Origin of the sequence: Clostridioides sp. ZZV14-6387 (genome assembly GCF_020657835.1) — a bacterium.
Taxonomy (GTDB): Bacteria; Bacillota; Clostridia; order Peptostreptococcales; family Peptostreptococcaceae; genus Clostridioides; species Clostridioides difficile_A.
In genome coordinates, this window is record NZ_JAGWCW010000003.1 from 49,483 (window position 1) to 74,710 (window position 25,228).

Below are 25,228 nucleotides of genomic sequence, written 5' to 3' on the forward strand. Positions count from 1 at the left end.
AAATTTAAAATTATCAAAAATTTGATAAAATAATTTGAAATATATGTTTTTATGATGTTTTAAAACAGCAAAACAATAAAAAACAAACTTAAATTAAGTTGAATCAGCTTTTTAGTTAATTTTAAAGGCGAAAAATAAAAATAAAAAAGTGTTTGACAATTATGAATTTTGAGAATATAATTAAATTAAAATTATACACATATAAAAAAATAAACTGAATCAAAAAGAAAAAGGAAAAGATTCAGAATATAAAATATTATACGTGAATAATAAAAAAAGTAATTAAATTTTATAAGGGAGGGGTAGATGTGAGTAGTCAAGAAAGCAAACCAAAAGGAAACCTTATATCAAATTTTAGAGATGATATGAGAGACCCTAAGAAAAGAGCAATATACACATATTCAAGTTCTATAAACCTAGCATACAATTTTATAGGTTATTTTGTATCAACAGTAACAAATATCTTTTTAACTGATGTAGCAAAGCTTGGTGTAATTATGGCAGGTGGTATGCAAATTGTACAATCTTTCATAAAAATTGCTGTAGCTCCTATAACAGGTACAGTATTTGACAAGCAACCATTTAAAAAAGGAAAATATTACCCATGGCTTAGATATACACCCGCAGCATTGGCATTGACATATGGGATATTTTTCATAGTTCCATTGATGAAAATAAGTCCAGCATTACTTTTACCTTTAATGACCGCTTTATTATTAATAGCATCTTGTGCTCAACAAGTAGTTTTTACTATAATTTATGCTATTTACCCTGTAGTAGCTAAAACACCTAAAGATAGAGTTATAGGTTCAACTACTACAAACATATTTAAAGAAGTCGGTAAATTTTTAGTAGGTTTTTCATATCCGTTATTATTAGTTTTATTTGCAGATGTATTAGGTGGAGAAGGAATGGGTTATCTAGGTACCTATTTATTCTTTGCAGCAGGATGTCTTTTAGTATTTTGGTTTTCTTCAACAGAGATAATAAAATCTGGTGCAGAAGATGAGGTTCTTCAAAAAGAAGAAAAACCAAAGATTAAAGCAAGTGAGATGGCAAAAGCTCTATTTACTAATGTTCCACTTATGATGGCATTTTGTCTAGAATTTCTTATATGTATAAGATCTATAGGTCTAGGGCCTTTAGCTCCATATTATTTTAAATATGTAATAGAAGATGAACGTGGGTTAGCCGTATTTTTATCAATAATGCCTTTAGTAAGTGTAGCGTTCATGTTCTTCGCACCAATATTTATAAAAATATGTAGAGAACAAAAACTAGCTTCAATAATTTCTTTTTCTATATGTGCAATATGTCACTTATTAGTTGCATGGACTCCTTGGGGAAAAACTACTTTAGGTGTAACTATGTTACTGGCAATTGGTGGTGGTTTTGCAAATGTAGTATCAATAATAAACCTTAACTTCTTTGCTGGTTCTTGTGACTATGGACATTGGAAATCAGGAAAAGATTTACCTGGTTTAAGTATGTCATTATATCCAGTTGCAATACAAGTGGGCGTGTTACTTGCAACTACTATAAGAACAGTTTTGATGAATTCAATGGGATATCAAGCTGATATGGTAGTTACAGAAGCAGTTAAAAGTGGCTTCATAAACATGATTTCTTATTCTATGGCAATACCTTTAATAATAGCTGTTGTTATAGCCATCTTATATCCAGTAAGTGATAAGAAACTAAATCAAATAAGAGAAGAATTAAATCAAAGAAATGCTTAGTTAAAAGAGATTTAAATAGATGATTAATTTTAAAATATTAAAGTAAGTAGACGCGATGGCGTTTATATAAATGAAAATACATATACAGAGGGGGCTTTTAAAAAATGATAGAAAAATTATTGAGAAATACAGTAAAAGAATTACATCAATACGTTCCAGGTGAACCAATAGAAAAAGTTAAAGAGAAATATGGTGTAAAAGAAATAATAAAACTAGCTTCAAATGAAAATCCTCTAGGTCCATCACCAAAAGCAATGGAAGCTATGATTGAAATGTTAAAACAAGGTCAACTTTATCCAGAACCAGAAGCTAATGAACTTAGAAGAAAATTAGCTGACAAGCTAGATTTAAAACCAGAAAACTTTATTGTTGCTAATGGTGCGGATAACGTTATCACATTAATAGGTGAAGCTTTTATAAATAGAGGAGATGAGGTTATATACTGTGACCCAACATTCCCATCATATAGAACTGCAACTGTAAAAAATGAAGGAATACCAGTAGAAGTACCTTTAACAAAAGATTATAAGTATGATTTACAAGGTATATTAGATAAAATTACAGATAAAACAAAATTAATATGTGTATGTAATCCTAATAATCCAACAGGAACAATTGTGGATGATAAAGAGTTGGAAGCATTTTTAAAGAAAGTCCCTGAAAACATTATAACTATATTAGATGAAGCATATATAGAATTTTTAACAGTACCTAATTATGTAGATGGACTTAAGTATGTAAGGGAAAATTACAATGTTATAGTAACAAGGACTTTCTCTAAAATATACGGTCTTGCAGGTCTTAGAGTAGGGTATGGTATTGCTAAAGATGAGATAATAAGAACTTTATTTACAGTAAAAGAGCCTTTCTCTGCAAATCGTGTTGCCATAAGTGGAGCAACAGCAGCACTTGATGATGATGAATTTATAAAAGAAACATATGACTTGAATAGAGCAGGAATGGCTTATTTTAAAGAAGAGTTTACAAAAATGGGATTTGATGTTGTTGATTCACAATCAAACTTCCTTTATGTAGACATGAAGACAGATGTACCAAAGCTATTTGAAGATTTGAAAAAAAGAGGGTTTGTAATAAGACCAAGTGCTACACATGCACGTGTAAGTATTGGAACTATGGAAGAAAACCAAAAATTTGTAGCAGTTTTGAAGGAAATATTAAATTTTAAAGAAGAACCAAGCATTGGATAATAGGTAGAAATATTACGAAATGGGGTGTAGATATGAGCTTAAAAATAAACGCAGAGAGATGTAAAAGTTGTGAATACTGCGTTATATCTTGTAAAAAAGGAGCATTAAAAATATCAGATAACATAAATAAAGAAGGATATGCTCATGTAGAAGTTGATGAAAGTAAATGCATACTTTGTGGAATTTGCTATCAAGTGTGTCCAGATAATGTTTTTGAAATAATTAAAGAAGAAGCATGTCAAGAGGCTTAGAAGGAGTTGGAATAATATGAAGAAGATGTGGAAGGGGAACCACGCCATTGCAGAAGCAGCTCTAAGAGGTGGTTGTGAGTTTTATGCAGGATATCCAATTACACCACAAACAGAGGTAATGGAATTTTTATCACATAGAATGTCTGAACTTGGAAGAACTTTTATACAATCTGAAAATGAAATGGCTGCTATATATATGGTATATGGAGCATATGCAAGTGGAATGAGGTCTATGACAAGTTCCTCAGGACCAGGAATATCTCTAAAACAAGAAGGAATTTCATATTTATGTGCAAATCACTATCCTTGTGTAATCGTAAATGTACAAAGATGGGGACCTGGACTTGGTTCACTGGATTCAGCACAGACAGACTACTTAAGAGATACTAGAGGGGGAGGAAATGGAGATTACCATTTAATTGTTTATGCACCAAACAGTATCCAAGAAACTGTGGATTTAATGTACAATTCGTTTGATGTAGCAGAGAAATATAGAGTACCTGTTGAAATTTTGACAGAAGCAGCTTTAGGTCAAATGATGGAACCAGTAGAATTTCCAGAGTTCAAGAAGAGAGAAGAAGATTTAGGTTGGACTTATGATGGAAGTAATAGAGACCATGCAAAAGTTGCAGATAACCAAAAACCAGCTTTTTGTATGGAAAAACGTATGAGAATAACTGAAAATGAACAGCAATGGGAAGATTATCAAGTCGAAGATGCGGAATATGTGTTTGTAGCGTTCGGTATACCATCAAGAACAACTATGAATGCTGTTAGAAGACTTAGAGAACAAGGTGAAAAAGTTGGAATAATAAGACCAATAACAGTGTGGCCTTTCCCATATAAGGCATTTGAAAAGGTAAATAAGAATGTAAAAGGATTTATATCAGTAGAGTCAACAGATACAGGTCAGTTAGTAGAAGATGTTGCTTTAGCATCAAAAAAAGTATGTAAAGAAAATGTACCTGTTTATGGACTATTCAGTGGAAATCATATACCAAAAACACTGCAAGTAATGGACACTTATAGCAAAATAAAATCTGGCGAAATCAAGGAGGTGTTCTAATATGGCTACAGAAAAATTAACACCTAGCGTTGTTTCAATACCAAACAAATTTTGCCCAGGTTGTGGTCATGGAATAGTAAACCGTATAATAGCAGAAGTAATAGAAGAACATGGATATGAAAAAAATCATGTATTAACTTTAGGAGTTGGTTGTGTTTGTAATATGAATTTTAGCTGGAATGGAGATAAGATGCAAACTGCACATGGTAGAGCTTCATCCACAGCTATAGGAATTAAAGTAGCACTTCCAGAAACATTAGTAATGACTTATCAAGGTGATGGAGATGCTTATGTTATAGGTCTTTCTGAAACTTTAAATACCGCATATAGAAATCATAATGTTACTGTATTTGTAATAAATAACAATAACTTTGCGATGACTGGTGGGCAAATGTCATGGACTACTATGCCAGGTCAAGTTACAACAACAAGTGTAAATGGAAGAGATATAAACACTACTGGTAGTCCATTAAAAGTTCCTGAAATGATGGCAGACTTCTTTGATGTAGCATATGTAGCAAGAGGTTCAGTTCATAGTCCAAAGGAAATAATTAATCTAAAAAAATATATAAAAAATGCAATAGAAGCTCAATTGAATGGAGAGGGGTATTCATTAGTTGAAATATTAGCACCTTGTCCAACTAACTGGGGTGTATCATTAGAGAAATCTATCAAGTGGATGGAAGAAGAAATAGTGCCATATTACACTCTTGGCGAATTTAAGCAAAGGGATGGTGAATAGTTATGGAAAAAGAGTTAGTATTTGCAGGGTTTGGTGGTCAAGGAGTTTTAACTCTTGGTCTAATTGTAGCTGAGTCAGCACTTGAATTAGGAAAACAGGTAACTTGGATGCCTGCATATGGTCCAACTATGAGAGGTGGAAAAGCATATAGTGTAGTAAAGTTTTCTGATGAGAGTATAGGTGGACCTGATATGGAAGAAATAGATGTTTTAGTAGCAATGAATAAGCCATCTTTAGATTATATAAACTTAGTCAAGGAAGGTGGAACAGTAGTTATTAATACATCTGTAATAGATGATAATATAGCATTAAGAGAAGATATAAATGTAGTTAAAATAAATTGTCAAGAATTAGCTCAAAAAGTAAACAATCCCAAGGCAGCAAATATAGTAGTACTTGGAGCATTAATTGCTAAAACTGGATTACTTGAAAAAGAATTAGCTTTAAAAACTATGTGTGATTTCTTTGAAGAGAAAGGAAAAGGTAAATTCAATATTCAAAATAAAGCAGCATTCATGGAAGGCTATAATAACGCCATTTAATAAATTACCCTTATCTTAAATGATTTATCTCAAGATTTAATAATCTTTAGTGCCAAGATAAGTTTCATCTTGAGATAAAATTCATTTAAAATCACAACTATAAAATATAGGAGAGTGAATTTATGAGCTTGGAAAAACTTATTAGACCAAAGAGCATTGCTATAGTAGGAGTTACTGATAAGCTTGGTTTTGGTAGAAGTGCAGCACTTAGTATAGTAAAAAGTAAAGATACAGATAGAGTATATTATGTAAATCCTAAAAGAGATGAATTGTTTGGAAGAAAGTGCTATAAAACGATACAAGAAGTACCAGAAGTGGTAGATTGTGTAGTAGTATGTACACCTAGAAATATAGTTCCATCTGTATTAAAAGATTCTGGAGAATTGGGAACAAAAGCAGCTGTAGTATATGCTAGTGGATTTGCAGAAGAAGGAACAGAAGAAGGAATAGATTTAGAAAATCAACTTATAGAAATATCAAATACATATGATATGAAAATATTAGGTCCAAATTGTATGGGATTATTAAATTGTATAGATAAAGTTAATCTATGGGCAGGTGGTTCTAAATGGGATTTAGATACTAAAAAACCTGGGATAGGAATTGTAGGTCAAAGTGGATTTATAACTGCAGAGATTGTTTCAAGTGATTATTTTAATATATCTTATGGTTTCTCAACGGGAAATGGAAATATAGTTACATTAGAAGATGCTGTTGACTTCCTTGTAGATGATAATTACGCATCAGTAATAGCCATCTATCTTGAAGGCTTAAAAAATCCTCAAAAATTTATAGACTCTCTAAAAAGAGCTGCACAAAAGAGAAAACCAGTAATAATATTAAAATCAGGAAGGTCAGAAAAAGGAGCTATTTCTGCTGCTTCTCATACAGGAAACTTAGCTGGCTCGAGTAAGGCTTTTGAAAGTATTTTTGAAAAATATGGAGTGATTTCGGTAGAGAACTTGGAACAATTTATGTGTTTAGCACAGGCTTTTAGTGTTCTAGATGGTAACTTGCCTACAAATTCTAATTTCGCAGCAATAAACTTCTCAGGAGGAGAAAATACTATTTGTGCAGATTTAGCAGAAGAAAATGGTGTAGACCTTGCAGAGATATCTTCTGAAACGAAAGAAGAAATGAAAAATTATCTTCCAGGATTTGCGACACCTAAAAATCCATTAGATGCTACAACTGCGTTATTCCATGAAAAGGATATGATAGTAGGTCTATTACATACATTTGAAAAAGATGATAGTGTTGGATTTACTATGGTAGGTGCAAATATAAGAGATGAAGAAAATGAAATGCATGAGACACTTTGTCAAGCTGTAAGTGAAGCAAGAGAACAAGGGTTAAGGAAGCCTGTGTTTGCAGTTCCAACACTTGAAGGAAATAGATATCTAAATTATAGAACTAGATTAGAAGATAATCAAGTACCTATAATGTCATCAGTTGGAACTACGTTTACTTGTTTTAATAAAATGGCTAAATTTGTAGATTATGATTATTCAAAGAGAACTTTAGAGTTTGAGGCTATTAAGAAAAGAGAATCAAATAATGTAGTAGCTCTATCAGAGTTAGATAGTAAGATTGAGATGAAGAAATATGGAGTACCAGTGCCAGGGCAAGGTAATGCAAAAAGTATTGATGAATTAGATGAAATTTTGAAATATATTAACTATCCTGTTGTTTTAAAAATAAATTCTTCCGAAATATTGCATAAATCTGATGTTGGAGGAGTTAAAGTAGGAATTAAAAATAGAGATGAGGCAATAAATGCATATAATGAGATTTTAGCCAATGTAAAAAAAGAAAAACCAAATGCTAAAATTGATGGTATATTAGTTCAAGAAATGGTGGAAAGTGGTATAGAAATTATTATTGGTATTACTAATGATGACCAATTTGGTCCAATGTTACTAGTTGGTCTAGGAGGAGTATTTGTAGAAGTATTTAAGGATACTACTTTATATCCATTACCTATAAATCATGATGAAGCTATGATGATGCTTAGAAAATTGAAGTCATTTAAGCTTTTAGATGGATATAGAGGAAGCGAACCTTGTGATGTTGAAGCCCTTGCAGATATGATGGTTAAGTTAGGAAAATATGCCTATGAAAATAAAGATGAAGTTAAGGAAATAGATTTAAATCCAGTGTTTGTATACCCTAAAGGAAAAGGTGTATGTGCAGTAGATGCTTTAATAGTTAAATATAAATAGCTCATAAGTTTTGGTATTCAACCATAATCAAAGTACTGGCTGAAAATCACATTTATAAATTGAGTAGTGTGATTTTCAGTCACCCCAAATTTTAAATTTAAGTATCTTAAAGTGAAAATAGATTTTTAAAAATTATAAAATAGAACTGTATAAACAATAAAATACTACATATAAAACGAATAATAAAAGGTGTCTTAATGTAAATAATCAATGTTGATTTTCATTAAGACACCTACTTTATTATATTAAAAGGTTTTAAATACTATATTGTTACAGGTGGATTTGTTGGGGCTGCATATGTACGATTAGCAAATTCCTGGTCAACAAAGAATAGACCACCTTCTCCAGCAAGTTTAACACGTTTTATATTGTCTTCACAATTTGTTTCTTCCTCTGCTTGTTCAGATATAAACCAAAGTAAGAACTGAGAAGTTCTAAAGTCTGCCTCAGAGTTTGCTACAGCTGCTAAATTGTTTATTAAAGATGTAACCTTTTTTTCATGAGCTAATGTACGCTCAAGAATATCCATTGCAGAAGTAAAGTCTGAATCTGGCATTGGGATAGCATCAAGTTGAACTTTTCCTCCTACATTATGTAAATATTTGTAGAAAAACATAGCATGGTCTGTCTCTTCTTTATATTGAACATAAAACCAATTAGAAAATCCTTTAAGTCCTTCTGCTTCAAGGTAAGAAGACATAGAAAGATAAAGATATGCAGAATATAATTCATGGTTAATCTGCTCATTAAGTAATTTTTCCATTTTAGCTGAAATCATTTTCATACCTCCAAATTTTAAACGCTCTTATAAAATATAATAATATTAAATGGAAAAATATTCAATAAAAGTGTTTAAATATTTTACATATTTAATAAAAATTTATACTTCCATTAAAAAATTTGTAGCTGACAATAGCTATAGAGCCGATTAATGGTGCATTTGCTCCAAAATTTGAATGTTTTACACTTATTTTTTTATATTTAGAAAAACTTGCCGAAGCAGTTAGTTTTTTTAATAATGTATTTTCTATGAATGTGCCTGGTATATTAAAATCATAGCCTATTATTATAGAACTACAGTCAATCAATGTAAGTGTATTTACTAATGCGTATGATATATATGTACAAAATTCATCAAGTAAAAACATAGCAAGAGTATCCTTATTATTTGCCTCATCTATTAACTTAACTAGAGAAAAGTCTTTACAGTTAATTAATGGAGAGTCAGGATAAATATGGCTCAATGATTCAATTCTTTTAATTAAATTACTAACACTTGTGTAATAATCCAAGCATCCATTATTACCACAACTACATAATGGTCCACTAAAATTAATAGATGTATGTCCTATTTCTCCACTCTGACCCAGATTACCAGTATGAAGCCTATTTTCCAGTACTAGACCAGCTCCAATACCATTCATTATGTGCAAGTATATATAATTTGATATATCTTTACCTAAACCATACATTTTTTCAGCTAAAGCACCTGAATTAGCATCATTTATCAAAAATATTGGCAAATCAGACATTTCTTCTATAAAATTAACTATATTTAGATTTGATACATTTCCAAAGTCTGGAGGATTCAATATAATACCATTTATATTATCTACTGGACCTATTGAAGAAATACCAATTCCAATTATATCTCTTTTATTATTCTTCATTATCTTAGTAAACATTCTTTTTATTATATCTTTTAAGACCTCATTTGATAGATACTTAGGGTAAGTTTCAGAAAGTTGTTTTACAATATTACCTTTCAAGTCTGAAATAATTACCTTACATATATTTCTTCTTATTAGAATTCCACAGATACAAGGTGATATATTAGAAATATCTAATAAAATAGGTTTACGACCTGATGAATGTGCATTTAAAGTTGATGACTCTATTTCTCTAATCATGTTTTCATTAATAAGTTCTGTAACTAGATTTGATAAAGTCATTTTGGTAAGTCCTGTAGACTTTGCTAAATCAACCCTAGACATAGGTGTATTTGTAGAAAGTAATTTCAATATTATTAACTTATTTTTAATTTTTACATCTTTTATGTTAGAACCTTGTTTGTTGCTCATCGTAAATCTCCTTAAATAAAGTTAAGTGTTTTATTTATTTTCAAGCACAATGTCACTTTATAAAACAGTAACATTTTTTAATTTGAAAATACCATTAATTAGAATATATCACATTATATATCATAAGACACATAAAAATATGTTAGAATTAAATTAAAATTGAAAAATATGTTTACATATTATATAGTAAAAACAGTATGTACTTAATAAAAAAATTGACACATAATAAATTTATTAAAAAATGTATTTTTAACAATATTGATAAAGAATTTACTTAATAATGAATAGATTCTGTAAAAATATAATCTGTTTGTTGTATACAATAAATTTCCATTTTGTAAAAAAATATAATAAATATGAGATATAAATGTCGATTTTTATTACAAATTGTTACTAAATATATGTACATATGAACTGAAACCTTAGAAATTGTAACTAAAATGTAAATTTTTCCTCTAATCTATCTAATATTATGGAAACTTTTTGTAATTTATGATATAATAACAAATATATAATTATTAAATTATAATAAATGACTATAGCATAGATGTAGTACTATGCTATAGTCATTTTTGAATTAAACTTGATATATCAAGGGGGAAGAATATGAGAACAATTAAGAGAGTTTTAGCATTAGGTCTAACATTAGCTATATTTCTAATAAATGTGCCTAATGTAAATGCATTAACATCAGATACTATTAAAGGTAACAATATATATGAGACGGCTGGATTAATAGCAGACAAAAAGAGTTATGATACAGCGATTATGGTAAATATGGATAGTTCGATAGCAGATGGTCTTTCAGCAAGTGGTCTTGCTGGTGCTGTTGATGCTCCAATTTTACTTGCACAAAAAAATAACATACCAAATGAAACGAAACAAAGATTAAAAAATGTCAAAAAAATATACATAATAGGTAAAGAATTATCAATAAGCAAATCAGTAGAAACTGAACTTAAAAACACAGGAGCACAAGTAACTAGATTAGGTGGAGATGACAGAATAAAGACTAGTTATAGTGTTGCTAAAGAGGTAAGTAGTATTAAAAAAGTTGATGAAGTGATATTAACTAATGCATATAAAGGAGAAGCTGATACTATAAGTGCAGCACCTGTGTCAGTAAGAGATGTAGCTCCTATAGTGCTTACAGATGGAAAGAGTGTTCCTTTTTCAACAAGTGATGTAAAATCATATGCAGTAGGTGGAAGTATATCTATGAGTACTAGCTTAGTTAATAAGACTAACTCTAAAAGACTTGGTGGCTCAGATAGATATGATACAAATAAGAAAGTTATAAAAGAATTTTATCCAGATGCATCAGAATTTTATTTAAGTGATGGATATGATTTAGTAAATGCACTTACAGGTTCTACAATTGCTAAAGAAAATCCAATTGTGTTGGTGTCAGAAAGTAGTGATAAATCTATATTAGCAGGAGCAGACAAAATTACTAGATTAGGTACAATAAGTGATAGCATATATAATAAATGTGTTTCTGCTGCACAGAATAATGGTGACTCATCTACAAAAGGTGATTCTCCTATGAAAAATGAGACAAGCATATTAGGTGAACCAACAGCTAGTTTAGAAGCTTGTTTAAAATGGGCTAAATCTAAAAGAGCTAATGATTTATTTATAGAATTAATACCAATATTGTATGATACTGCTGTTCAAGAAGGTGTAAATCCTGTATTAGCAGTAGCTCAATCTGCAAAAGAAACTGGTTTCTGTAATTTTGGTGGGGTATTAGATGCATCATTCAAGAATCCTTGTGGACTTAAGACTTCTTCAGGAGGTTCTGATACTGATAAGAATGCCCACTCAAGATTTGGTACGTGGGAAGAAGGAATCTTAGCTCAGATTCAACATTTATGCTTATATGCAGGACAAGATGGTTATCCACTTTCAAATCCAGTAGACCCTAGACATGAAAAATCTTTATTTGGGAAAGCTAAAACAGTTGAAGGTCTTTCTAATAATTGGGCTGGAGGTCAATATGGACAAGATTTAGTTAGAATGATGGGGGAAATTGAGGCTACAAAATAATTAAAGTATTAATTTAAGATATGCTTATTAAAGATTATCAAATAGCTGACAAATAAGGAATGATTATTGTGAAAAAGAGTAATATTTTTAGTATCATATTTCCCACAATTATAATGATATTAATGTTTTTAACCTTTGCTACAGATATATTTAATATACCAAATGTTCAAGCTAAAGGGATTTTTGTAATAGGAATGGTATTGATTTTTCCAGTTGCCTTTTTAATGCAGGGGATAGTTTGTGTACTAAATAAAACTAATTGGATTTTATCACTTGTAGTGTCTTTAGTAACTTATATAATATTAATGTATATATTTTTAAATGATTCAGCATATGTATATGTTTTACTTTATGCAGCTTTCTATATGATTGGGCATATAACTGCTAAACTCTATTACAAAATTAAGACTTTTAAAAGTTAAATAAAAAAGTGTGTGAAAGAGAAGCATCTTTAATGATTTTCTAAAATCAAAATAGATGCTTCTTTTTTATGAAAAATTATGTAAATAAAATTTAACTCTTATAATATTCTTTTAACACTTGTATACAATGAACTCGTAGTATAATTGAGATAGATAAAATAAAGGGAGGGATAATATGAATTTAATAGATAATCATATTCATACTAATTTTTCAAGTGATGGAAAGGATTCGATGGAAGATACAATAAAAAAAGCTATAAGTATTGGTGTTAGATATTTAACTTTTACAGACCATTTAGAGCATGATGAAGGTAGAGGCTTTTGCATTAATTATAATGACTATGTTCCAGTGTTTAATAAGTTCAAAGAAAAATATAAAAAGGACATAGAGTTATTATTAGGAGTTGAAGTTGGTTATAGAAAACATCTAAAAAATGAAATAGATGAAATAATAAACTCTAATCCTTTTGATTTCATATTGTGTTCAACTCATACAATTGATAATATACCTGTTCCATCAAAGGAGTATTTTAAAGGGCTTAGCAAAGAAGATGCATATTATAAATATTTTAATAGTATACTTGAAACTAATCGTGAATTTAGAGACTATAACATATATGGGCATTTAGATTACATATCTAGATATGGAATATATTCAGATAATAGAGTTATATACAATGATTTTAAAGATGTTATTGATGAAGTTTTAAAATCAATAATCGATAATGGAAGTGGTATAGAGTTAAATACTTCTGGTTATAGATATGGATTAAATGCTATACATCCAAATGAAGATATATTAAAAAGATATAAAGAGCTTGGCGGATTTATAGTTACTGTAGGTTCTGATTCTCACAGAGTAGAAGATATATGTAGAGATTTTGATGTGGCTTATGATATGCTTAAGTATCTTGATTTTAAATATGTATCTTTATTTAAAGAAAGAGAAACTTATTTTATAAATATAGAAAAAGTTAAATCTAACAATATAGCTTAGAGTATGTTTTGAAATGAATTAACAGATAGTAAAAAAGTTAATAGTATAATATTGTATCCTCTAGAAAAATACTAGAGGTTTTTATTTTGCAAAAATAACTGGATAAAATTAAATTTAATAATATAATTTATTTTAACTTGGATAGCATATTGTTAATATATTTTACTATTATATATTTTTATTGTGATATAATAATAAAATATATTAACCTATCTTTAAATTATGTAAATTATTATAAAGGAGGGAGAAATTTAAATTGTCTAATAAAAATAAAAAGAATATAAATTTAAGCAATAAAATCAAAGAAACTACTAAAAAAAATTTAACAAAAGAAGCCATATTACATATACCAATGAGTAACTATGCCTATGGTTATGATAGAGAAACATTACATATAAGACTTAGAACTAAAAAAAATGAAGCAAAAAAAGTGATTTTGAGAATAGGAGACCAATATGTATGGGACAAAGGTGGTGCAGGAGGAGGAAATTTAAATGCATCTGGGATTGGTTGGTCTGGTGGTTCAAATATAATAATGGATAAAGAAGTAGAAACTGAATTATTTGATTATTGGATAGCTAAGTGCAAACCATTAAACAAACGTTCAAGATATGGGTTTATAATAGAAGGCCAAGAGGAAAAGATTCTATTTACAGAAAAAAGGATAATAGAGTTGGGCAATGAAAATGACAAAAAAGAATTGTGTGAGATAAGTAATTTTTTTGGATACCCATATTTAAATTATATAGATATACCTAAAGTACCAGATTGGGTTAAAGAGACTATTTGGTACCAGATATTTCCAGATAGATTTGCAAATGGTGACCCATCTATAAATCCAGTAGGAGTGGAGGAATGGGGAGCTATTCCAACAAGAGATAATTTTACAGGTGGAGATTTGCAAGGTGTGATAGAACACTTAGATTATTTGAGTGATTTAGGGATAAATGGAATTTATTTTTGCCCTATTACAGTTGGAAATACAAATCATAGATACGATACAATTGATTATATGAAGATAGACCCTTCATTAGGAGATAAAGAGACTTTAAAAAGGCTAATAAAAGAAGCTCATAAGAAAAATATAAAAATAATGCTGGATGCTGTTTTTAATCATATAGGATACTATTCTAAACAGTGGCAAGATGTAATTAAAAATAAGGAAAATTCTAGGTATAAAGAGTGGTTCTATATAAAAGACATGAGCAAAGTTGATACTCCAATAGAACAAATAGATGAAAAAAATATACCTTATGAAACTTTTGGCTGTGAAAAGTATATGCCTAAACTTAACACAGAAAATTTAGAAGTAATAGAATATTTATTAGGTGTAGGAAAGTACTGGATACAGGAGTTTGATATAGATGCATGGAGATTGGATGTCTCAAATGAAGTAGACCACGTTTTTTGGAGAAAGTTTAGAGAAGAACTTAAAAAAATAAAACCAGATATATATATACTGGGCGAAATTTGGCATGGTAGTTTACCATGGTTGATGGGGGACCAATTTGATTCAGTTATGAACTATTTGATGTCAGAAGCTATGAAAAAATTCTTTTGTACAGATGAGATAAATGCTGAAGAGTTTAAATACATGATAAATGATATAATGGTAAGTTATCCAATGCAAGTTAGTGAAGTTATTTTTAATTTACTTGGAAGTCATGATACCACAAGGATACTGAATTATGCTAGAGGAAATGTTGATAGAGTTAAACTTGCATATTTGTTTATGTTTATACAATCAGGCAGTCCTTGTATATACTATGGTGACGAAATTGGAATGGACGGAGAACTGAGTTCAATATCTGAAGGACAAAGAAAATGTATGGAATGGAATGAAGAAAAATGGAATAAGGATATATTTGATTTTATGAAGAAGATTATTAGGCTTCGTAAAGAAAATAAAGAACTTAGGTCTATGTCAAATGAATGGATATTAGCAGATAAGGAAAGTGGAACTATTCTACTAAAAAAAGAATCCATTTCCATAATAATAAATAATTCATCTAAAGATATAACTTTAAAATTACCAGATTATTTGGCTAATAGAAAAGTAAAAGATTTGTATGAAGAAAAAATAGTAGACTTAAAAGAAGAAATAAGAGTAAAAAAATACAAGTTCATCATTTTAAAATAATATAAAATGTATTTATAGAAGATAGATGAAATACGCTATCATAGACGTAAGTGTTAGTTCAAATAGAAACTATTTTCAGTAAAATAGATTCAGTATGCTTTTTATTTGAATAAAAACAAATATTAACACTTCTAATCATTCTGTAATTCAATAAGAAAAGTAATTACTGAATAGGTAGGGGGAAGGAGCGATATGAATGACTATAAAGAACATATAGTTATAGTAAAATCAGGAACTGTAAATTTAATTTTAGGTGTTATATTTTTATTAATTGGAATTGTTATAAATGTATTACTTCTATATGTTAAACAGTATTATATAGCAGGAATCACTTTTATATTTACAATGTATGGATTATTTTCAATTTTTGATTATACAAGAAAATATATTATTTTTGATTTACATAATATTAAAGTTCGTAAATGTATAGGAAGTGAAAAAGAGTATTCATATCATGATATCACTAGGATTTCAATAAATAATAAAAAACAAGGGTGTCCAGTTAAAATATATGTAGATAAAAGTAAAATTGTAACTTTTTTTATATCTGATAAAAATTACATGTCTGCTATAGCTGAGATGAAGCGAAGAGAGTTACCTTTTGATAATAAAGCCATAGACTATATATCAGATACTTCATTATGGGTTCCAATTCGAGATAATGAAATTAAAGAATTCTGTAATGAAGCATCACTAAAACTTGAAAATCAGATTCGGGAAAATCTGCATAAAATAGAAAAAGAGTTGGGAACAGATATATCTTTTTCTTTTGGTATGGATGTTGAAGAAAATCCATTTGTATGTGTATTTTTAGTGTGTATTATGAAGAATGAAAACTATACAAAATTTGTAAAAAAATACAGGGGAAAAGAAGCATGGGCTATATTTCCAGTATATATAGTTGGACCACAATTATATAATAAAGAAATTGAAAAAGGAAAGTTTATTTGCAATATAAACTATTTAAATGCCTTTTCTGGAAGAATGTGGTCAAATTTTTGTAGAGCAATAAAAAAACAAGGTGTAAAAGAAAGTGAAATGGAAATAGATTTTGAGTTAAAGACTGAATTAGAATAGAAAATTCTATAAATAATACCTTAAATGTAAGAGAGAAGGTATAAAATAAATTGATTATTAGTCTAAAAATTTCTTGTAGAAAGAGGAAATAAGAATGATTGAAGCATTTATATTTGATTTGGATGGTGTAATTACAGATACTGCATATTATCATTATATGGCTTGGAGAAAACTAGCTCATAAGGTTGGGATAGATATAGATACAAAATTTAATGAATCTTTAAAAGGCATAAGTAGAATGGAGTCATTGGACAAGATATTAGAATTTGGAAATAAGAAATATTTATTTTCAGAAGAAGAAAAAGTGAGAATGGCCGAAGAAAAAAATAGTTATTATGTATCACTGATAGATGAGATAACTTCAAATGATATTTTGCCTGGAATAGAAAATTTATTAGGTGATATAAAATCTAATAACATAAAAATAGGTTTATCATCTGCAAGTAAGAATGCAACAAATGTGCTAAATAATTTGGGTATGAGTGATAAATTTGATTTTATAGCTGATGCAGGAAAATGTAAAAACAGCAAACCTCATCCAGATATATTTCTTATGTCAGCAGAAGGGCTTAATGTAAATCCTCAAAACTGTATAGGAATAGAAGATGCAAGTGCAGGGATAGATGCTATAAATTCTTCTAATATGTTTTCTGTTGGTGTTGGAAACTATGAGAATTTTAAAAAAGCAAATTTAGTTGTAGATTCAACAAGTCAATTAAATTTCGAATATATACAAGAAAAGTATAATGAGTATATGGTTAGGAGAATTATATGAAATGTTTATTTAATAATATAGATGAATGGAAGATTATACAAGATAAGATTGAAATCAAAGAAAATAGATTAGCAGAATCTATAATGAGTATAGGTAATGGTTATATGGGTATGAGAGGAAACTATGAGGAAAATTATAGTGGAGATACTCATAAGGGGTCTTATATAGCTGGAGTATGGTTTCCAGATAAAACTCGTGTAGGATGGTGGAAAAATGGATATCCAGAATACTTTGGTAAAATCCCTAATTCAATTAACTATATAGGAATAAGAATTTTTATAGATGACATAGAATTAGACTTAGCAAAATGTAAAATTGAAAATTTTTATAGAGAATTAGATATGAAAAATGGGATTTTAAATCGTAGGTTTATTGTACACATAAGTGATAAAAAATTTGAAGTTAACATTATTAGATTTTTAAGCATATCAGTTAAGGAGTTAGCAGTAATTAAATACAGTATAAAAGCATTAAATTCTGATGCTAAAATAAAATTCATACCATATTTAGATTCAAACATAAAAAATGAGGATTCAAATTATGAGGAAGAGTTCTGGAATGGAGTTTCTTCAAGTTCTTCAGAATATCGAGGAAGCATACTTTCTAGAACAAAGGAAAATGCATTTAATACACCAGTATTTACTGTGGGTGCAATGATGTATATTAAGGCAAGAGGTAAGATAAAAGACCTATCTCATACAAATGAATATAACTACTGTGAGAATTCAATAACAATGGATATTCTAAAAGATGAGGTTGCTAGTATAGAAAAATATGTATCTATAACTTCAACTAGAGACTATAAGGAAAGTGAGCTATTAGGAAAATGTGAAGATATTTTAAATAGAGAAATATCTAAAGATTATGATGATATATTAAATGAACATACAGAGTTATGGAATAAAAGATGGAAAAGTGCAGATGTAAAAATAAATGGAGATAAAAGTAGTCAACAAGGAATACGATACAATTTATTTCAACTATTTTCAACATATTATGGAGAAGATTCAAGATTGAATATAGGTCCCAAAGGCTTTACTGGAGAAAAGTATGGAGGGGCTACTTATTGGGACACAGAAGCATTTTGCGTTCCAGTATATCTAGGGGTAACAGATAAGAAGGTAACTAGAAACCTTTTGGAATATAGATATAATCAATTGGAACAGGCAAAAGATAATGCAAAAAAACTAGGGCTTAAAGGTGCTTTATATCCAATGGTTACATTTGATGGAGTAGAATGCCATAATGAGTGGGAGATAACATTTGAAGAAATACACCGAAATGGAAGTATAGTATATGCAATATATAATTATGCAAATTATACAGGTGACTTTGAATACATAAAAGAAAAAGGAATCGATGTAATAATAGAAATAGCTAGATTTTGGGCTAGTAGAGCTCATTTATCTATAAAAAAAGATTTGTATATGATACATGGTGTAACCGGTCCAAATGAGTTTGAAAACAATGTCAATAATAATTGGTATACTAATTATATAGCTAAATGGTGCTTAGAATATGCTGTAGAAAATGTATTAAAATTAGACATAGAATATAGTGAATGTATTGATAGAAATAATGTAACTAAAGAAGAAGTTGAGCTATGGCAAATGATATCAAAAAAAATTTATCTGCCATATGATGATGAGTTAAAAATAATAGTTCAAAATGATAATTTTTTAGATAAAGAATTTATAGAAGTAAAGGATTTACCAAAAGAAAATCTTCCTCTTAATCAAAATTGGTCTTGGGATAGGATTCTTAGGTCGTGTTTTATAAAACAAGCAGATGTATTACAGGGAATTTACTATTTTGGAAATAGATTTACTAAAGAAGAAAAGAAGAGAAACTTTGATTTCTACGAAAAATATACTGTACATGAATCTTCTTTATCTTCTAGTATTTATTCCATTATTGCTTCTGAAATAGATGATTTGGACAAAGCTTATGAATTATACTCAAGAACTGCTAGGCTTGATTTAGACAATTATAATAATGATACCAATGATGGACTGCATATAACTTCTATGTCTGGTTCATGGCTTTCTATTGTGCATGGGTTTGCAGGTATGAGGACATGGGATGAAACATTATCTTTTGACCCTAAGTTACCGAAAGAATGGAGAGGTTATTCTTTCAACATAAGCTATAGAGATAACATTATTAATGTAGATGTATGTAGTGATTTAATTAAAATAGAAAATTTAAAAGGTAAGCCAATAAAAATTATTGTATATGGTAAAAAATATATATTAGAAAAATATATAAAAATTGATAGAAATAAATTTAAATAATATTTTTATTATGTAAATAGTTAAAATAAGTTTATCTAATTATGAATTTATTTTAACTATTTTTATTTAATAGAAAACTATATATTATAACAATAATTGCGCTTTTAGTTAAATATATTTCATAAATCTTCATAAAATCTTCAAAATTTCGTAAAGAAAATGTAACAAAAATAAGATATATTGTATTCAGCAGATAATATGAGGGAGGACAATAATTATGAAGAATAAAAAATTCATTGTTATAATACTGATAATATCAGTTTTAATAGGTGTAGGAGTAAAAGAGTATTTCACCAGAGATATAAACAAGGAAGATATAGAGGTTAGTAAGTATATAAAATATTCTGATTTAGCAAGTAAAAATAATGTACAAGTTAACTGGAAGTATGTAGCTTCTATTGTTGCTGTATTGAATAAAAACAACTTAAAAGAAGTTAAAGATTCACAAATAAAAGAAGTATCAGATTTATTTGTTAAAAATTTTTCTGAAAATAATAAAATAAATAAATTAAGTAATGTCTTGGATGAATTAGAATTTAGTAATAAACAAAAAAGATTGGTTGATAATTATATTGACGAACTTAAGGATTATGGCATAAAGCCAGAAAGATTGAAGTCTGATACACAGTATATGAAGTTTATAAACGAAATTAAAGAAGAAGCTATACAAAATTACGAAGATTATAAAATACTTCCATCTATAACTATTGCACAAGCTATAATCGAATCTAGCTGGGGCAAATCAACTTTAGCAAAACAACACAATAATCTATTTGGCATAAAGGCAGATGCCTCTTGGAAAGGTAAATCAGTGACTTTAGAGACAAAAGAACATTTAGATACAATTATAGATGATAAATTTAGAATATATGATGATAAAAACGAATCTATAAAAGACCATGCAAAGTTTTTGGCTACGAATAAAAGATACAAAGCCAATGGTGTATTTGATGCAAAAACGTATATATATCAAGCTAAAGCATTGGAAAAAGCAGGTTATAGTACAGCAAAAGATGAAAATGGAAAGAGCATCTATGCAGACCGTTTAATAGAAATAATTCAACAATACAATCTTCAATTAATAGATAGTGAAATTCAAAGCAACATGTAACTTTGATGTAACATAAGGATGATATATTTATCGAGGAGGTGGCTTTTATGAAAAAAATAGTCTCGATATTTATAAGTTGCATGGTTGTTATAACTACTATTACTGGTTGCAGTAGTGGGGAGGTGGCTAATAGCAAATCATCCATGTACAATGTTAAAAATTTGGATTTTAGTTTTGAAGTGAAACCTGAAACCTTTGAGGTATCAGTTGAATCTAATGGTTCAAGAGAAAAGATATCCGAGCCATTAAAAGAAAGGAAGGTATCAAATTTCAAAAAGACAAAAACAGAAGCATCATGGACATATCCTGATGAAAACATAGACATAAATATAAAAAAAGAGAACAATTATTTAGATGTAAACATTAAATCTAATTCAGAACAAGAAGCTAGTTTTAATTGGCCTAAAGTTGAAGGTGAAAGTTATGTACTACCACTTTATGAAGGTAAGTTTATACCAAGTAATGATAAGTATTGGAAAGAACATTTAAATGAGTCTACTTATAATGTTATAGAATCTTTTTCAATGCAATTCTTTGCAGTAAATAAAGCAAAATATTCTGTGTTATATATTATTGAAAATGAATTCAACAATGAAATTGAATTTAGTTCTAAAGATAAGATTAATTTTACGTTTAAACATGAATATCCAAGTATCAATAAAAATAAAGAGTATGGGTTTAAAGTGTACTTGACCAATAAGAATATTACAGATGTAGCGAAAACTTATAAAAATTATATAGTTGATAAAGACGAATTTAAAACATTAGAAGAAAAATCTAAGGAAAATAAAAATATTGAAAAACTCTATGGAGCACCACAAATTTATTTTGGAGATAAATCTATAATCACAATAAATGATATTAAATGGAATAAATTAAAAGAAAACTTATCAGATGATTTGATTAATTGGATGAAAGAACTTTTAAGTATGAAGTCTGATGATAGTGAATTTATAGAAGTGACTAATCAAATAAAAACTCAAGACTATATAGATAAATATCAAAAAAATCAAATAGTTCAAGCATTTAATGAGGTTATGCAAATGAATACTTTTTATAATGACAAAGTTTTTAATAGTAAGGATAGAGATATAAAAAGAGTATTAGACAAAGGTATATCTAAATTAAATAGAGTAGAACTTATAGAATTTAACAAGAGATTATTAAAATCAAAACTAGGAGATAGTGTGAATGATGTTGCTACATGGACAAGATATAATACAATTGATGTGATTAATGACATCAATAAATCTGGTATTAAAAATGCCTGGATAGGTTTTGATGATATGAAAGAAGGTTATGTATCTCCAGAGATGGTTAAGAGAGCTAATGATTTAGGATATCTAGTAGGGCCATATGATTCATATCATTCTATACACAAGCCAGGAGAAGAAAAATGGAGTACAGCATCATTTAAGGATAAATCTCTATATGAAAATGCTACTATAGAAAACAAAAAAGGTGAAAAAGAAACTGGATTTCAAGGAGAAGGAAGAAAATTAAATCCTACATTGTCTTTACCAAGTGTGAAAGAGAGAGTACAAAGTATATTGGATGAAGGATATAAATTTAATTCTTGGTTTATAGATTGTGATGCTACAGGTGAAATCTATGATGATTATTCTCAAAGTCACATAACAACTCAAGCACAAGATTTAAAGGCTAGACTTGAAAGGATGTCATATATAAGAGATAATGCAAATATGGTTATAGGTTCAGAAGGTGGAAATGATTTTTCAAGTAGTACCATAGCATTTGCACATGGTCTTGAGACACCAGCATTTGCTTGGGTTGATAAAGACATGAGCAAGAATAAAGATAGTGAATACTATGTCGGTAGATACTATTCTCCAACAGGAGGAGTACCAGAAGTATTTTCAAAACAGATACCTGTAAAAGAAAAATATAAAAAAATATTTATAGACCCAACTTACTCTCTTCCTTTATTTAGATTAGTTTATAATGATTCTGTTGTATCTTCTCATCAGTGGTTATGGGGAACTTTCAAAATTAAAGATGAAGTTGGAAGCAGAATGATGAGAGAAGTATTGTATAATACGCCACCTATGTATTATATAGATAGAACTGAATGGGAAAAACACAAAGATGAAATAGTTTCACACAATAAAGTATGGTCAGAATTTAATAAAAAGGCTATAAAAAGAGAAATGACAGATTTTAAATTTATTTCTGATGATAGGTTAGTTCAAATGACTGAGTATGGAGAAGATTTAAAAGTAGTAGCTAATTTCTCTCAAAAGGATGTTAAGTATGGGGCTGAAGTTATAAAAGCAAAATCTTTGGTAATATATGATGATGATAATAAAGTTGTATATAAACCAGAACAATAAATTTAATAAAAACAAATAAACATTATGTCAAATGGTCATTCTGAAATAAGAATCAGTCTAGCCATTTGACATTAAAAAGTATCTTTGAGGAAATGAAATGTATATTTTTAGCTGTAATATGATTTTATTATGATATCTCATTCTTATATAGATACTTAGCAAGAACTGAAATTAATAGCATAATTATAAACATACATATTATAGGTATATAAACTTTAAGGCTAAAAACTTCAAATAATTTACCATGCATAATTTGACCTACTGGAGCAACACATTGTGATACAGCTGTAATAGTGGCCATTACCTTTCCCAATAATTCATTAGGTGTTTGTTTTTGGACAATAGTTAGGACAAATACAGTGATAATTGTCATAGACATAGCAATAGGTATAATGCAAATAAATAATAATATAAAAGATGGATAATATCCTAGTCTGAGCATTGAAGGAGAAATTGAAATAGCCATTGGAATCATTAAAATACTAATTAGCATTAACCAGCGATATAATGTATTCATCTTCATTTTTTTTGCAAATAAACCTATTGAAAGTGCACCTAAAACACTACTAAATTCTATAATCCCTATTCCTATGCCATACATATTATTGCTACTGTGCATTGTTACACGCAAAATATATTGTATTCCGACAAGTAAAAATGGAGTTAAAAATAAATTTAAAGAAGCTGCCAGAATCATAGCTTTACTAATATAAGGCTGTTTTACAACATAAGAAAATCCTTTTTTCATGTCATTAACTATAGTCATTACTATGTCACCATTAAAGTCTCTTTTATTAAAAGGGATATAAATAAACATCTCCATTACTGCTGATAGAAAAAATGCAACGCAACTTATAATAAGAAGCATCTTAAGTCCAATAAGACCGTATAAAAGACCTCCAAGTACAGGAGCAAACATACTTGAAAGTGCACCTATTCCATTTACAATTCCATTTGCTTGTTCTAAATCTTTTTCATTTACTATTAAAGGTATGCTTGCCTGTACAGTAGGCTGATACATACAACTAATAATAGATAGGAGTATCATAATAATTCCAATTAATACAATAGAATCATTTATAGTAGAAAAAAGACAGATAAAAATGAGGATAATTATAGAACTCATAAAATCAAATATAACCATTAGATTTCTACGATTGAATCTATCAGCTATTGCACCACCAATTGGGGACAATAGAAGTGGAATATTTGATATTGCATATAAAGTTGCAAATATATCTGCACGACCTGTTATATCTAAAATATAAGTAGAAAGACCAAATCTTAATAATGATGAACCCAGTATAGATATAATTTGACCGAGTACTACAAGGTTAAAGTTTTTGTTAAAAGAATTATTTGTTTTATCTAAATTTTGCATATATAGGACACCTCTCTTTTTCTTGACCGACTGTCGGTCTATTAAAATTATAATAAACTATATTCCAAAAGTCAATAGTATATATTCAATGAAAAATTTTAAGATAAGTTTTTACTGTTAATATAGAAATCAATATGTATGAAAGATTATTATGTCTTAAAAAGGATAAGAGCTATATGGTGAATAATCAAAAATGGGTAATTTAGAAGAGTTTTTATGAATAGTATTAATATATAGATATAGGGAGATTGATGTGATTATGTATGAAAATAATAAGGTAATATATAATTTTGAAAGATGTGAAAGACTAGAAAATACTTTTTATTTATCTCAATTTAATACATATAAAAATTTTAAGTTAGCTTCTAAAAAATCCATAGTAAATTCATTGGAGACATCTGTTTGTAATATGAATATTCATAATATAAGTCTTGTTGATACGATGGAATGTGTATCATTAGAAGATGAGCAAATGACGGGTAAGAAATTAATTTTAGTTGGTGATATAGATACTGATGTGATACTAGATTATGTGGGGAATAAGAGAAATAGAAGCTCTAATAAGAGAAATATACTTAAATTAAAAATACCTTTCAGTACATTTATACAAATGCCTAGGAGAATAGAAAATAAAGAGAAAATTAATTTAAAGTATCTTATACAAGATATGGCATCGTCTATTTTAGATGATAATAATTTATTTATTAGTGTGACTGCAATTATAAGTTATGAAAATAGTTCTAAAATGGAGTAATCTTTAGATTATAGAAAGGTGGATGC

General features: G+C 28.6%; 20 protein-coding genes. 17 read left to right on the forward strand and 3 right to left on the reverse strand.

Annotated features, from left to right (window positions below; all coding sequences use genetic code 11):
- The first annotated feature begins 308 nt into the window (after positions 1–308).
- From KGF38_RS02520 to KGF38_RS02550, 7 genes are all read left to right on the forward strand, one after another.
- Positions 309–1,739: an MFS transporter gene (locus KGF38_RS02520; RefSeq protein WP_054270669.1), complete on the forward strand. Its 1,431-nt coding sequence runs from the start codon at positions 309–311 to the stop codon at positions 1,737–1,739.
- Between the two features lie 104 nt (positions 1,740–1,843).
- Positions 1,844–2,947 carry a histidinol-phosphate transaminase gene (hisC, locus tag KGF38_RS02525; RefSeq protein ID WP_054276961.1) on the forward strand — a complete coding sequence of 368 codons (1,104 nt, stop codon included), beginning with the start codon at positions 1,844–1,846 and terminating at the stop codon, positions 2,945–2,947.
- 32 nt (positions 2,948–2,979) lie between these two features.
- Positions 2,980–3,198: an indolepyruvate ferredoxin oxidoreductase subunit alpha gene (locus KGF38_RS02530; RefSeq protein WP_021385063.1), complete on the forward strand. Its 219-nt coding sequence runs from the start codon at positions 2,980–2,982 to the stop codon at positions 3,196–3,198.
- Between the two features lie 16 nt (positions 3,199–3,214).
- A complete protein-coding gene (vorB, locus tag KGF38_RS02535) occupies positions 3,215–4,264 on the forward strand; it encodes a 3-methyl-2-oxobutanoate dehydrogenase subunit VorB (protein WP_021385064.1) in 1,050 nt (349 codons plus the stop codon).
- Position 4,265: 1 nt separating this feature from the next.
- Positions 4,266–5,006, forward strand: a complete 741-nt coding sequence (locus tag KGF38_RS02540; protein ID WP_054270667.1) for a thiamine pyrophosphate-dependent enzyme — start codon at positions 4,266–4,268, stop codon at positions 5,004–5,006.
- 2 nt (positions 5,007–5,008) lie between these two features.
- Positions 5,009–5,548 carry a 2-oxoacid:acceptor oxidoreductase family protein gene (locus KGF38_RS02545; RefSeq protein ID WP_054270666.1) on the forward strand — a complete coding sequence of 180 codons (540 nt, stop codon included), beginning with the start codon at positions 5,009–5,011 and terminating at the stop codon, positions 5,546–5,548.
- 122 nt (positions 5,549–5,670) lie between these two features.
- Positions 5,671–7,770, forward strand: coding sequence for an acetate--CoA ligase family protein (locus tag KGF38_RS02550; RefSeq protein WP_227832138.1), 2,100 nt, complete (start codon positions 5,671–5,673; stop codon positions 7,768–7,770).
- 262 nt (positions 7,771–8,032) lie between these two features.
- On the opposite strand, the gene KGF38_RS02555 is transcribed toward KGF38_RS02550, so the two are convergent.
- Together KGF38_RS02555 and KGF38_RS02560 are read right to left on the reverse strand one after the other, a co-directional pair.
- A complete protein-coding gene (locus KGF38_RS02555) occupies positions 8,033–8,548 on the reverse strand; it encodes a ferritin (protein ID WP_021385062.1) in 516 nt (171 codons plus the stop codon).
- 91 nt (positions 8,549–8,639) lie between these two features.
- Positions 8,640–9,851, reverse strand: coding sequence for an ROK family transcriptional regulator (locus KGF38_RS02560; protein ID WP_167639876.1), 1,212 nt, complete (start codon positions 9,849–9,851; stop codon positions 8,640–8,642).
- A gap of 606 nt (positions 9,852–10,457) precedes the next feature.
- Here KGF38_RS02560 and KGF38_RS02565 point away from each other — a divergent pair.
- From KGF38_RS02565 to KGF38_RS02605, 9 genes are all read left to right on the forward strand, one after another.
- Positions 10,458–11,900, forward strand: coding sequence for a cell wall-binding repeat-containing protein (locus KGF38_RS02565; protein ID WP_054270663.1), 1,443 nt, complete (start codon positions 10,458–10,460; stop codon positions 11,898–11,900).
- 113 nt (positions 11,901–12,013) lie between these two features.
- Positions 12,014–12,322, forward strand: coding sequence for a hypothetical protein (locus tag KGF38_RS02570; protein ID WP_227832139.1), 309 nt, complete (start codon positions 12,014–12,016; stop codon positions 12,320–12,322).
- 175 nt (positions 12,323–12,497) lie between these two features.
- Positions 12,498–13,319 carry a histidinol-phosphatase HisJ family protein gene (locus KGF38_RS02575; protein WP_219673342.1) on the forward strand — a complete coding sequence of 274 codons (822 nt, stop codon included), beginning with the start codon at positions 12,498–12,500 and terminating at the stop codon, positions 13,317–13,319.
- Between the two features lie 256 nt (positions 13,320–13,575).
- Positions 13,576–15,459 carry a glycoside hydrolase family 13 protein gene (locus KGF38_RS02580; RefSeq protein ID WP_227832140.1) on the forward strand — a complete coding sequence of 628 codons (1,884 nt, stop codon included), beginning with the start codon at positions 13,576–13,578 and terminating at the stop codon, positions 15,457–15,459.
- 192 nt (positions 15,460–15,651) lie between these two features.
- Positions 15,652–16,536 (forward strand): hypothetical protein, encoded by an 885-nt coding sequence (locus tag KGF38_RS02585; protein ID WP_227832141.1) that lies wholly within the window; start codon positions 15,652–15,654, stop codon positions 16,534–16,536.
- A 94-nt stretch (positions 16,537–16,630) separates the two neighbouring features.
- The gene (pgmB, locus tag KGF38_RS02590; protein WP_227832142.1) at positions 16,631–17,311 is read left to right on the forward strand and encodes a beta-phosphoglucomutase; all 681 of its coding nucleotides are present in this window, start codon (positions 16,631–16,633) and stop codon (positions 17,309–17,311) included.
- Complete coding sequence (locus KGF38_RS02595) at positions 17,308–19,605, forward strand: glycoside hydrolase family 65 protein (RefSeq protein ID WP_227832143.1); 2,298 nt, start codon at positions 17,308–17,310, stop codon at positions 19,603–19,605. Before pgmB ends, KGF38_RS02595 begins: the two co-directional genes overlap by 4 nt.
- Positions 19,606–19,822: 217 nt before the next feature.
- Positions 19,823–20,716 carry a glycoside hydrolase family 73 protein gene (locus tag KGF38_RS02600; protein WP_054270657.1) on the forward strand — a complete coding sequence of 298 codons (894 nt, stop codon included), beginning with the start codon at positions 19,823–19,825 and terminating at the stop codon, positions 20,714–20,716.
- A 47-nt stretch (positions 20,717–20,763) separates the two neighbouring features.
- The gene (locus KGF38_RS02605) at positions 20,764–23,067 is read left to right on the forward strand and encodes a glycoside hydrolase (RefSeq protein ID WP_227832144.1); all 2,304 of its coding nucleotides are present in this window, start codon (positions 20,764–20,766) and stop codon (positions 23,065–23,067) included.
- 127 nt (positions 23,068–23,194) lie between these two features.
- On the opposite strand, the gene KGF38_RS02610 is transcribed toward KGF38_RS02605, so the two are convergent.
- On the reverse strand, positions 23,195–24,448 hold the full coding sequence (locus KGF38_RS02610; protein WP_227832145.1) for an MFS transporter: 1,254 nt from the start codon (positions 24,446–24,448) through the stop codon (positions 23,195–23,197).
- Between the two features lie 259 nt (positions 24,449–24,707).
- Between KGF38_RS02610 and KGF38_RS02615 the strand changes: the two genes are divergently transcribed.
- The gene (locus KGF38_RS02615; RefSeq protein WP_054270654.1) at positions 24,708–25,202 is read left to right on the forward strand and encodes a hypothetical protein; all 495 of its coding nucleotides are present in this window, start codon (positions 24,708–24,710) and stop codon (positions 25,200–25,202) included.
- Positions 25,203–25,228: the final 26 nt, after the last annotated feature.